The 12,222-nt window shown below is 36.1% G+C and carries 13 protein-coding genes; 6 read left to right on the top strand and 7 right to left on the bottom strand.

Translation table 11 applies throughout. From position 1 onward, the window contains the following. Positions 1 to 147: 147 nt before the first annotated feature. Positions 148 to 1,161, bottom strand: a complete 1,014-nt coding sequence (gene trpS / locus HUS24_RS01260; RefSeq protein ID WP_173910255.1) for a tryptophan--tRNA ligase — start codon at positions 1,159 to 1,161, stop codon at positions 148 to 150. A 212-nt stretch (positions 1,162 to 1,373) separates the two neighbouring features. On the opposite strand from trpS, the gene HUS24_RS01265 reads away from it, so the two are divergent. Then, positions 1,374 to 2,300, top strand: coding sequence for a DUF808 domain-containing protein (locus HUS24_RS01265; protein ID WP_173910256.1), 927 nt, complete (start codon positions 1,374 to 1,376; stop codon positions 2,298 to 2,300). Positions 2,301 to 2,354: 54 nt separating this feature from the next. Further along, the gene (locus tag HUS24_RS01270; RefSeq protein WP_173910257.1) at positions 2,355 to 3,245 is read left to right on the top strand and encodes a neutral zinc metallopeptidase; all 891 of its coding nucleotides are present in this window, start codon (positions 2,355 to 2,357) and stop codon (positions 3,243 to 3,245) included. A gap of 39 nt (positions 3,246 to 3,284) precedes the next feature. On the opposite strand, the gene HUS24_RS01275 is transcribed toward HUS24_RS01270, so the two are convergent. Then, positions 3,285 to 3,830: a hypothetical protein gene (locus HUS24_RS01275; protein ID WP_173910258.1), complete on the bottom strand. Its 546-nt coding sequence runs from the start codon at positions 3,828 to 3,830 to the stop codon at positions 3,285 to 3,287. Between the two features lie 241 nt (positions 3,831 to 4,071). Between HUS24_RS01275 and HUS24_RS01280 the strand changes: the two genes are divergently transcribed. After that, on the top strand, positions 4,072 to 5,571 hold the full coding sequence (locus tag HUS24_RS01280) for a sodium:proton antiporter (RefSeq protein ID WP_173910259.1): 1,500 nt from the start codon (positions 4,072 to 4,074) through the stop codon (positions 5,569 to 5,571). Between the two features lie 76 nt (positions 5,572 to 5,647). Here the strand turns inward: HUS24_RS01280 and HUS24_RS01285 are convergent, their stop codons facing one another. The 3 genes from HUS24_RS01285 to HUS24_RS01295 all read right to left on the bottom strand — a co-directional run bounded on the left by HUS24_RS01285 (position 5,648) and on the right by HUS24_RS01295 (position 8,711). Continuing rightward, entirely contained in the window at positions 5,648 to 6,523 is an 876-nt protein-coding gene (locus HUS24_RS01285) for a histone deacetylase (protein ID WP_173910260.1), read from the bottom strand. Positions 6,524 to 6,535: 12 nt separating this feature from the next. Further along, a complete protein-coding gene (locus HUS24_RS01290; protein WP_173910261.1) occupies positions 6,536 to 7,510 on the bottom strand; it encodes a hypothetical protein in 975 nt (324 codons plus the stop codon). Between the two features lie 235 nt (positions 7,511 to 7,745). Then, positions 7,746 to 8,711 carry an alpha/beta fold hydrolase gene (locus HUS24_RS01295; RefSeq protein WP_173910262.1) on the bottom strand — a complete coding sequence of 322 codons (966 nt, stop codon included), beginning with the start codon at positions 8,709 to 8,711 and terminating at the stop codon, positions 7,746 to 7,748. Positions 8,712 to 8,819: 108 nt separating this feature from the next. Between HUS24_RS01295 and HUS24_RS01300 the strand changes: the two genes are divergently transcribed. Further along, positions 8,820 to 9,149, top strand: coding sequence for an MGMT family protein (locus HUS24_RS01300; protein WP_173910263.1), 330 nt, complete (start codon positions 8,820 to 8,822; stop codon positions 9,147 to 9,149). Between the two features lie 64 nt (positions 9,150 to 9,213). Here the strand turns inward: HUS24_RS01300 and HUS24_RS01305 are convergent, their stop codons facing one another. Both HUS24_RS01305 and rsmI read right to left on the bottom strand, forming a co-directional pair. After that, complete coding sequence (locus tag HUS24_RS01305) at positions 9,214 to 9,657, bottom strand: universal stress protein (RefSeq protein WP_173910264.1); 444 nt, start codon at positions 9,655 to 9,657, stop codon at positions 9,214 to 9,216. A 303-nt stretch (positions 9,658 to 9,960) separates the two neighbouring features. Further along, positions 9,961 to 10,800, bottom strand: a complete 840-nt coding sequence (gene rsmI, locus HUS24_RS01310) for a 16S rRNA (cytidine(1402)-2'-O)-methyltransferase (RefSeq protein ID WP_173910265.1) — start codon at positions 10,798 to 10,800, stop codon at positions 9,961 to 9,963. Positions 10,801 to 10,810: 10 nt separating this feature from the next. Here rsmI and HUS24_RS01315 point away from each other — a divergent pair, with 10 nt between their 5' ends. Together HUS24_RS01315 and HUS24_RS01320 are read left to right on the top strand one after the other, a co-directional pair. After that, entirely contained in the window at positions 10,811 to 11,761 is a 951-nt protein-coding gene (locus HUS24_RS01315; RefSeq protein WP_173910266.1) for a penicillin-binding protein activator, read from the top strand. Positions 11,762 to 11,787: 26 nt separating this feature from the next. Then, a complete protein-coding gene (locus HUS24_RS01320) occupies positions 11,788 to 12,222 on the top strand; it encodes a YraN family protein (protein WP_173910267.1) in 435 nt (144 codons plus the stop codon).

Below are 12,222 nucleotides of genomic sequence, written 5' to 3' on the forward strand. Positions count from 1 at the left end.
AATACTGCTCATTAAACCGATCATTAGTTTTCACGTTAATTCATGTAAACAAACGTTAAGATTAAGTGGTTTATGTTTCTTTATAGAGCCTAATATAAAAAAGCCTTTCAGTTGAAAGGCTTTTTTATTGAATGAGTTATTTATAACTTAAAAGTGGAAAACGCCTAAGCCATTTTTAACTTCGTCTAGTGTTTCTTGGGTAATGATACGGCATTTATCTGTACCCGCTTTTAAAATATCCATGATGTAATCTGGATCTTTGGCAAGTTCCATACGACGTTCACGAATCGGTGTGATTAATTCTTTTAACACACCTTCAAGACGCTTTTTCACAGTACCGTCACCTAAACCACCACGACGATAATGTGCTTTTAGCTCTTCAACTTCTTCTTTATTAGGATCAAAAGCATCTAAATAAGTAAATACAATATTACCTTCAACTTGACCTGGATCTTCAATACGCAAATGGTTCGGGTCAGTGTACATGGCATTAACTGCTTTCTTAATATCTTTATCCGTTGCATCTAACACAATGGTATTGCCTAAAGATTTAGACATTTTCGCTTTACCATCAAAACCTGGTAAGCGGCTCATATTAGATAATAGCGCTTTACACTCTGGTAAAACTTCTCGACCAATCTGGCGGTTTAAACGGCGTACGATTTCGTTGGTTTGTTCGATCATTGGAATTTGATCTTCACCTACAGGAACAACTGTTGCCTTAAATGCTGTAATATCCGCAGCTTGCGCAACAGGGTAGCATAAGAAGCCCGCAGGAATATCACGCTCAAAACCACGCATTTGAATTTCAGATTTAATGGTTGGATTGCGTTCTAAACGTGAAACAGTCACGAAGTTTAAATACAACATGGTCAGTTCATTTAATGCAGGTAAGCATGATTGAACACAAATTGTCGTTTTAGTCGGGTCAATACCCACAGCTAAATAATCAGTGGCAACTTCAATGATATTACGACGAACTTTTTCAAAGTTATCGGCATTATCTGTTAAAGCTTGTGCATCTGCTAAAAGTAAATGTTGGTGATGGGAGTCTTGTAAACCTACACGTGAGCGAAGTGAGCCCACAAAATGACCTAGGTGAAGTTGTCCTGTTGGACGGTCGCCCGTTAAAATGACAGGGCGATTATCTTGATTACTCATTATTTATTCCACAGCCGTAAGCGTCGATATCAATTGTTACTCAGAATGTGGATATTGTACGGCATAATTTTTTTTTATGTCAGCGAAAAAATGTGCTTACTTGCAAAATATAAAAATTTCAAAAATGATAAATAAAAAATACAACTCCTTATATAAAGCTTTTTTAAAGTTAATTAAACTACTTAAATAAACATAGGTTGGGATAATAAAAAATGGCAAGTAGCTTGTTATTACTATTAGATGATATTGCCACAGTATTAGATGATGTTGCGGTCATGAGTAAAATGGCAGCCAAAAAAACGGCTGGGGTATTGGGTGATGATTTAGCATTAAACGCACAACAAGTGACAGGGGTTCGATCTGAGCGAGAAATTCCTGTGGTTTGGGGGGTGGCTAAGGGTTCATTTGTAAATAAATTGATTCTTGTTCCTTTGGCATTATTGATCAGTGTGGTTGCACCGTGGTTGATTACACCGTTATTAATGATCGGAGGATTATTTTTATGCTATGAGGGCGTGGAAAAAGTCCTGCATAGTTTGCATCATAAAAAATCCAAAACAGAAGAAGTTGCTCGTGAAGAGATGAGCCATATTGAAACGGATTTGGTGACTTTTGAGAAAGAAAAAGTTAAAGGAGCCATCCGTACCGATTTTATTTTATCTGCTGAAATTGTGGTGATTTCATTAGGTACGGTTGCGACTGCGGCATTTGGGACTAAGGTCATGGTGCTTTCAGTAATTGCTATCGCAATGACTGTAGGTGTATATGGCTTTGTGGCGATGATTGTTAAAATTGATGATTTAGGTTTATATCTCACTGAACAAGCATCAAGTTTTAAGAAAACAATGGGTCGTGGTTTATTAGCATTTGCACCTATGTTAATGAAAACATTATCCATTGTGGGTACGGTTGCCATGTTTTTAGTTGGTGGCGGTATTATTTCTCATGGGATTTCAGCTTTACATCATTTTACAGAGGAAACAGTAGAGCAGGTTGAGCATATTCCGACCATTGGTTCGATTATTGGTGCTTTAACGCCGACTTTAATTAACTTGGTAATTGGTGTGGTTGCTGGTGCGATTGTATTGGGTTTAGTGCATATTTTTCAAAAAATACGTGGACAAGCATCATCTACCTAATTGAGAAAATTTCATTAAAATAGACACAACTTTATAAAGAATAAGGATAAGACTATGCGTTGGAAAGGACGTCGGGTAAGTAGTAATGTGGAAGACCGTCGCGGCGGTGGTGGAGCAAAAGCAGGTGGCATCAGTATTTTGGGGTTGATCGTGGCTTTTGTGGCGTGGAAGTTTTTTGGTGTGGATCCCCAACAAGCCTATCAAGCGACCAAACAAGTCACATCTGGTGGTCAATCACAAGCTATTGCTCCCGAAAGTTTAACCCCTGAGCAAAAAGAAGTTTCTGATTTCGTTGGAACAGTTCTTGCAGACACAGAAGATGTTTGGACACCAATTTTTCAGGCACAAGGTGCTCAGTATGTACCACCTAAATTGGTTATGTTTAGTGGTGCGATTAATTCAGGCTGTGGTACTGCACAATCGGCAATGGGACCATTTTATTGTCCAGCAGACCAAAAAGTTTATATTGATACCTCTTTTTTTAGAGATATGCGTCAGCAAATGGGTATTTCGGGTGAGCAAAATCAGTCTGAGCTTTCTGCGAAAGATGAAGCAGGGGATTTTGCACAAGCGTATGTCATTGCCCATGAGGTAGGACATCATGTACAAAATCTTTTAGGGATTTCAGGGCAGGTTCAACAAGCGCGTCAACGTGCCAGTGAAGCGCAAGGCAATGAATTATCTGTACGTTTAGAACTTCAAGCGGATTGTTTGGCAGGCGTTTGGGCAAATAAAACCCATCAAAAGACTCAATTTCTTGAACAAGGTGATGTAGAAGAAGCAATGGATGCTGCTGAAAAAATCGGTGACGATTATTTGCAGAAAAAAGCACGTGGCTATGCAGTTCCTGATAGTTTCACGCATGGTACTAGTCAGCAACGTATGCAATGGTTTCAAACAGGCTTAAAATCAGGTGATATTAATCAGTGCGAAACTTTTAAATAAGATTTCTTAAAAGAAAATAAAAGGAGAGTACGCTCTCCTTTATTTATTTAAAAATGTTGGAAAATTACGCAAAATTCGAGTGGATACATAAATCGCAAATAAGCTAAAAAACCACAATAAAATCAATTGATATTTTAACTTTTCAATATCTGCTATATAAAACTCAAAAATTTGTTTCTGATTAAAATGAAAGCTTTTATTCTCTAGGCTTTGCGTGTTTTGATAACTAATATTTTGTACATAATGATGGTTGCGATAATGAATTAAATCGAGTGTTTTAATTTGACGGAAATAATGTTGATTATCTAAGTCAGTGCACAAGCTAGTCATATAATGTTCACACGAAATTGTGAAAATATAGCCTTGATTTGGGATGGTAATGAATATTTTTTGATCTGGTTTTTGATTATTACTGACCAAACGAAACTCTTTATCTAGCGTGCTTTCTAAATGGGTGGTTTTAGGCTGTACTTGTGTTGCTGTAAACACTTCATAAGTTTTTACCAATGTCGTCCAAATCAATACGACACTGATCAGAAAAATCAACGTAGCCAAAAAATATCGGAATACGACTTTAAAACGCATAAATTTACAACAAAATAGAAATGTTAATGATACCGACTTCAACGCATTATTTATATCTTTTTAAACACTTATATAAATAAGCTTGAGATTTATGTTAAAAAAATTATTTTTTTCGGGCGATTTAACGCATTTTTTTGTAAAATTATATCGATTTTAAAATCATCTTTATTTCTTAATTCATTTAAAAAATGATTGGGTAGTGGTTGTTCACATATATTAAAAAACCGTATAAAGGATACGCATGGGTAATTATTTTTTTCTACAGGTCTTTACAGTTGTTTTTGCTTTATCCATTGCAACCACCATTTTTAATAAGCGAATTTTAGGTTTTCCACAAGCGATCGGTGTGCCTTTAGTTTCGGCGATATTTGTCTTTATTTTGCAATGGGGCGCAAGCCTGCTCAATGGCAATCAATTTATTTCTATTAATATTCATAATATTGAAGAAGCAGTTAGAAATATTGATTTTTATGACTTTTTAGTTAATGGTGTGATTTGTTTTATTTTAACCTCATCCGCTTTAAAGTTTAAAGTTTCTGACTTAAAAGTGTACTGGAAACCCATTAGTATTTTAGCAACTATCGCTTTATTACTGTGTGCCGTGTTTTTTGCAGGTATTGTTTTTGGATTCCAATACATTATCGGAAACCCTGTACCTATTTTAGTGTTATTGCTATTAGGTTCGGCATTGGGTGCAACTGACCCGATTGGGATTAAGGGGGTATTGAGTTCAGTACGTGCGCCTCATCACTTGATGGTTAAGCTGGAAGGTGAGTCATTATTTAATGATGCCATGTGTATTGCCGTTTTTATGACTTTACTTAATGTACTTGAGGGTGAGCATTTTAGTTTCGTTGCTACATTAGAAACCTTACTTTATGAAATTATTGTTGCTGTAATTATTGGTTGGGGATTCGGTTTGGCTATTTTACGTTTACTACGTGGTAAACATGAAATGGAATCTCTAATTTTAACCACAGCACTATTGGCATGCGGTTCATATTTAATTGCCTTATTTGCGCATGCTTCTGCACCCATTGCTTGTGTAATCGGTGGTTTAATTGTAGGGAATAAATGGAAAGAGATTTTACAAGACCGTGAAATTCGAGAAGTAAATCATTTTTGGCATACGGTGGAAGGAATTATTAATTCATTCTTATTCACGTTGATTGGGCTAGAATTATTTATTTTAGATTTAAGTACTAGTCTTATTTTAGGCGGGATATTTGCCTTTTTTGCATTACATTTATCGCGCTTTGCTGCAAACTATTTAGCATTTGCATTTTTCCCATCATTTCGACACAAAAGTTATAATGGAAGCTTGGCGATATTATCTTGGGGTGGGGTGCGTGGGGGGATCTCATTAGCCTTGATTTTAGCTGTCGCCAATATTCCTGAATTACGTGAATATAGTAGTATTTTAATTGGTTATACTTTTATTAGTGTATTACTTTCAGGAATTGTCTGCGGTTTAGGTTTACCTGCGGTGATGAACGCATTTTACTACAATCCAAAAGAAGACAAAGAAGGCTTCAAAGGTTGGTATCAGCGCATGTGTCATAAAATGAATCGTAAAGGTGTAAAATACATCGTAGGTGAAGATGCGGAAGGGCATGAAACCATTACCATTTATAATCCTGAAGTTTTAGTCGATAAAAAATCGGAGGATGGTGTGGCATCTGTCCATCGTCCAGATAAAGCTCAAGAAGTAAAACGTTTGGAAAATCCAACCAATTTCTAAACCGCAATATTTTAAAAACTATGATAAGAAAAACCGAATGTTTTAACATTCGGTTTTTTTGTAACGCTACTTGTCGTTAAGTTTTTGCAGGGAAATAGATTTCATTTGCTGCTTTAAAGGTATTTACATGTAAAGGTACCAAATCTTCTAATTTTTGGTAGCCACCTGCTAATACAAACATAATAGGCAAATTATATTTTTTAGCCAGTTTAAATACCATTAAATCACGCTGATACAGCATTTCAGTGCTAAACCATTTTGAGCCACAACGGTCATTTTGATGACAATCCATCCCTGCTTGATAAATGATGATATCCGCTTGCCATTCTAAAGCTTGCTCAAAGCCTTCGATCACTGCTTCAGCGTATTGTTCAAATGAACCTTTTTTATTGTGAATATGACGCGTAAGGCTTCTTTCATAGGTCGCACAGCCAAATGCCAACGCATAAATACTGAAATTAAATAGGTTTTCAAATCTCAGCGTGTATTCTGCTGTGCCATTTCCACCATGTTGGTCACAATCAAGCACAAAAACTTTTTTGTTTGGGTATTGCTGTGCAATTAAAGCTAAGCCATTAAAGGTACAATAAGCATTGCCATGTTCATAAACAGCATGGTGAAAACCTTGTGCAATATTCGCTGCAATACCTTCTCGCAGCGCAATTTCTGTGGCTAAAAGCTGTCCTGCCTGTACGGCAAAAATAGCTTCACGAAAGGCTAAACTCCATTGTTTAAAGCCCTGCATCACAGCAAGCGGTTTTTTCCCTTTGACGAATGCCTGTACATACTCGGGATCATGAATGCCATATAAAATTTTGGGGTCAATACTTTCAGGATCAACCAATTCAACCATTTCATTGGCTTCAAGCACCTGCGCAACCGCAGTCAGTTTTTCCATGCTATTCGTATGCGTTTTTGCAAAATATTGGGGTGAATAGCAAGCTTTTAACATAATGACTCTCGATTAAATCTGATCTTGAGCAACGGCGATTAATTGCTTCAGCTCAGTGGTTTCTGGGCTAAATAAACCATTATCAATTTGTTGTTTAAAATGTGAGCTAAATGCTCGCGCTCTATTTTTAGGTGAAATTGCCAAAGTGGTTAAACGTAAAAACCAAAAACCTGTGACATCATGCACCGAAATCACATGCCCCTTAAAGTTTTTGTTTGGACGTTTGGCAATATTTTCTTCGTCATAATATACCGAAAACAGGCTGCCTAGGGGAATACGAATGCCATTAATAATCAAAGGAATGAGATTAATACATGAATGATCATCGCCCATTTTGATTTTTTCCATTAGAATAGGCGTATCATTTTGATCTACAAAAATATTGATATTGCCTTGACGTAGCATTCGTCCATGTGCAATTTTTAAAAAGAAGTTTTCAGCCATTGGACATGACCCAACTTTTGGTTTTTCGCTGAGATTTTTAAGCTCTAAACTTTGTACTTCAGTAGGATCTTTTCTTAAGATAATGTCTTCTAAAAATTGACATAGAACTTGGCTTTCTTCTTTTTCAACCATGGTGTGAATATTACGCAGCTTGGCTTGAAATGCCACTTCTGCAGCCAAAACATTGACAAAATTATCTTCACTGTTGGGATGTTCAGCTAAGAACTTTTGAACATCAGGATTTTGGTCTAAGTTTCGCCAAGTTTTTAGTTCTAAGCCATGTGCAACGGCATTTGCCAAAATCATTTTTAATGGTTTGGTATCATATTGGTCAAATATTTTAAAATCTTTAAAATCAATCTCATCTTGTTCTGAGTTAATAAACTCAGCAACCACACGAGTCGCTTGAGTATAACCACAACCTCTACGTTCTGTTTGATGGCTAAAATGTTCATTTAACATTTCAGTTAAGTTTTTCGCCAAAGGATGTAATTGTTCATTAAAATATCTTAAAACCTCATGTTCTAAAACGACATCGCTCATGTATATTCCCCAATCAAGATTTTTATCTTTTTTTAAATTATTTAGCGATTCAACGATAATAAATTTCTAATATTTTAACAATAGTTTCATAAATTGGGTGCTTTATTTTTGTGTATATAGATCAATAATAAGATGATTCATTTTTATAATGGAAAGTTTTTAAAATAAAAATAAGCATGGAAATATTTAGATTAAAAAAAGCAGTAGAGAAGTTCTACTGCTTGCATAAATACAATTATTTTATAGTATTCAGAAAGTTTAAATATGGTTGTACCAGTAACTGTTCTTGTTCCATGAGTGGCATATGTCCTACACCTTTTAAAATCAGTGGTTCTTTGGCATTTTTAAGCAAAGACTTTAATTCTGCTGCCGCTTCAACATTAATCACTTTGTCTTGGTCACCCCAAGCAATCAATACTGGTTGATCAATTGAACGCGCAGCCAAAGCAAAAGTTTCAGGTGTATACATTTTTGACATAATAATCAGTTGTTCCACCAACTTTGTATTATTGGCTGCTTGAGAGATCATCATTTTTTCTTGAGCTTCTTTGAGTTCATTTGGAATAAATGGCGGTAAAGCAGTTGCGATACTAAGGACTTTGTCTAAGTCACCTTTTTTAGACACGATCATACTACGCAGCGTGGTTGGGTCTTTTAAATAAGGTGTATTGGCAGATTTAAAAACACCAGCACTGTCAATTAAAAATAAAGATTTGGTATCTATAGGATATTGTGCAGCATATAGTAAAGCGATTGATCCACCCATACTATGACCTGCCACATGCAGACCATTTTCAAACTTGCCTGCCTCAGCAAAACGGCGTAATTTTTCAGTCATGTTTGGAATTGTATAATCAAAGTCAGCAGGAACTTTGCTATCACCTTGACCCGGTAAATCTGGAATAATCACATGATAATGTGGTGTTAAATAGCGTGCTAAACGGTTCCAGTTGTCTCGACTACCCGCAAGCCCATGCACTAAAAGTAGGGTCGGTTTGCCAACTTGTCCGCCTTCACTATACGTCCAGTCTATATCGCCCACTTTTAAGCGTTTAGATTGTAAACCTGCCCAAGTACGCTCTTGTTGCAAAACACTTTGAATGTCAATTGCTGCAAAAGTTTGACTAGGAAGGCTCGCAGTTGTGACAATACCTATGCTTAATGCAGTAGAAAGTATGAGTTTACTAAAGATTCCTTTCATTTGTAGTACTCTATGTTTTTGTTGTTTAATATATTTTAAGCTTAGGACAGTATTTAAAAAAATACATTTGCCTAAATACATAATTAGCACATATTTGAGCCAATGGTCATGCAAAACACTCCAACCTCGACAGTTGAACTTGCTCAAATGATTTTGTCGGTGATCGTACAAATTCCTTATGGTAAAGTGGCGAGTTATGGGCAAGTTGCTAAATTAGCAGGACTGCCGAAGCATGCCCGTTTGGTTGGACGAGTATTAGGACAATTAGAATCGGGGCATGATGTGCCTTGGTATCGTGTAATTAATTCTCAAGGAAAAATTCGAGTCAATCAGTTGGATGAGCAAGGAATGAATATTCAACAAGCATTATTGTTGGCTGAAAATGTTGTGGTTATTGATGGAAAAGTGAATATGAAAATCTTTGGTTGGCAACCTTAATTGCAATATTTTAGTGTATAAAAACATCCCTATATTTGCTATAAGGATGTTTAGATTCTGAATATTAAGGATGTTTAACAATCAGTACAGGAACATTGACTGTAGTCAGTAAACTTTGCGCCACACTACCGATCAACAACTTTTTAAAACCACTGCGTCCGTGTGAACTGATAATCACTAAATCTGTGCTGAGATCTTCAGTTGCTTGAGCAATGGTTTTGGCGATATTTTCACCTTCTAATAATTTAACTTGAACCTCAACGCCTTGTTCTTGAAATTTGGCTTTTGCTGTTTCCAAATTATCTAAAATATAATTTCGAGCACGTTCAATCATTTGGTTGCTTTGCCCATGCATCATATATTCTGAAGCAATATAAGGGTCTAAAGTCATGACCTGTACTACTGTGATTGTCGCATTAAATTTATTCGCCACCTCAACAGCTTCAGGAATGACAGCAAGTGAAGTATCTGAACCATCGATAGGAACTAAGATATTTTGGAAAGTCATAGCGTTCTCCTTTTCCTTTATAGTTATTACAAAAAATATATGAATTTAACCGCCTACAAAATCATCATATCTTAATTTTTTTGGTTTGAAAATGGCAAAATTAGATCTGTATTTAAATATTTAAGCTTTGTTTTATGTTTTTATAAAATACTGTATTTAAATAGAATTTGTACTAAATTGGTCGGATTTAAAATTGTAATATTGGACTGTGTTTAAAAGTAAACTGTTAGATCACAATATTACAATTTTATGGCAATTGGTTTTATAAAATCATGTGAATTGGAAAGTAATTCAACAAAAGACTTAATCTTTTTGTGTGAGTTCCAAAGCACGTTGATAAGCAATTTTTTTCTTAATACCGGTTAAGTCTGCTGCCAATTGTGAGGCTGCTTTTACTGAGAGGTCTTCTAGCAAACGTAACAAAAGCTTATCTAATTTTTCTTGATTTACATCATGTTCTTCGGTTGCGCCACCAATCACCAAAACAATTTCACCTTTTTGTTGATGATGATCATTTTCAATGAAAGTGCGTAATTCTGCCAAAGTCATTTTTTTAATTGTTTCAAAGGTTTTGGTAATTTCTCGTGCAAAACCAACAGGGCGTTCAGCACCAAATACGTCAACCATATCTTTAACACATTCTAAAATACGATGTGGTGCTTCATAAATAATCATGGTTTGGGTTTCATGTTTGAGTTTTTCAAGTTGTAGCAGGCGTTGTGATTGTTTAGAGGGTAAAAAACCTTCAAAACTAAAACGATCACTAGGTAGACCCACCGCACTCAGCGCTGCAATAGCAGCACATGCGCCAGGTACAGGAATCACACGAATATTATGCTCTTGCGCAGCACGAACCAGTTTAAAGCCTGGGTCACTGATTAAAGGTGTTCCAGCATCACTGACCAAAGCGATATCTTCACCATTTTTTAAGCGTTCAATGAGTATATTAATTTTGTTACTTTCATTATGATCATGACACGCTGTTAAGGGCGTTGCGATATTATAATGCTTTAAAAGTTGTGCAGATTGGCGGGTGTCTTCTGCGGCAACAACAGAAACGGACTTTAATACCTCAATTGCACGAAAGGTCATGTCATCCAAGTGCCCAATTGGGGTTGCTACAACAAATAACTGAGCACTCATAGGGTTCTCCATGATTAACAATAAAAAAGTGAATTATAGACAGACCGTACTCGGTCTTAGTTTGATGAGCATGATTTTTACAACACATGCGGAAGTTTTGGTTATTTTACCTGAAACAGGGCCTTTGGCGCGAGCCAGTAGCAGTATAAAACTGGGAATATCGACCGCATATCAGGCAACAGGTGCAAAAACAGTTTTAAAATTTGTGAATACTGATCAAAAATCTATGAATGCAGTATTAAAACAACATGTAAATAAGCAAACACAAATGATTATTGGACCTTTGGCACGACAGGATGTTGAAGAGGTCATTAAACTTGCGCCGAAAGTACCAGTTTTGGCTTTAAATGAAGTCGCCATCAAACATCCCAATGTATTGCAGTTTAGTTTGTCAAAAAATGATGATGCAGCTGCATTGATCGATGCCATGCAAACGGATCAAATTAACAAATTGTATATTTTACAGCAGGCTGAAACTGCGCAAGAAAGTAAAGCATTCTTTAATGCCTTGTCAGCACAGTTTCAAGGGCAAATAGAATTGGTCAAAAACATACCAACTAAAATGGTGAAAACAGAAGGCTTATTGTTATTAGGTAATTATGCATGGATTCGTCAATTAAAAAAATTACCTGTAAAAAACTTGTATATGCAAGCTCTTGCTGTTGAAGATAGCCAACCATTACCAAAAGGAATCAAGTTTTGCGATGTGCCTTCACTTTATGTGGCTGACTGGAAAGATGTTTTAATCGCTTATCAACAAAATCCGACCCCGATGGCTTACCAGCGTTTATATGCTTTTGGTGGGGATGCATGGCAAATTACGCAACTGTATTTATCAAAAACGAAAACGGCCAATATTGACTTCAACGGACGTACTGGAAAAATCCATATCGAAAATAACCAGATTGACCGACAACCCATGTGCTTTGTGAGTACTGGTAAAGGTTTAGCAGTTGCTTAATCTTTTAGTCGTTAGGATATATGCACATGAAATCTAAGGTTAAATCGGTACGGCAACAATTGGGCGAATGGGCTGAACAAACAGCATTACGCTGGCTTGAACAACAAGGATATATTTTTATCTCTAAAAATTATCATACGCGTTTTGGTGAGATTGATCTGATCGTAAAACAGGGCAATGCGCTGATTTTTGTAGAAGTTAAAGCACGTGCTAAAACCGACTATGGCAATGCTGTGGAAGTGATCACCCTTGCCAAACAGCGTAAAATTCTTAAGACTGCCTTAACGTTTTTACAAGAACATGCAGATTTTCAGGATTTTTATTATCGTTTTGATGCAATTTGTTTTGATTTTCATGAAGAAATTGCAAAAAATGTACAGCATGACTTTTCAAAAATCCCGTATGATCTACAGTGGATTGAAAATGCATTTACTTTAGATGCAGACTTGATTAATCTGTGA

Origin of the sequence: Acinetobacter sp. Marseille-Q1618, assembly GCF_902809855.1 — a bacterium.
Taxonomy (GTDB): Bacteria; Pseudomonadota; Gammaproteobacteria; order Pseudomonadales; family Moraxellaceae; genus Acinetobacter.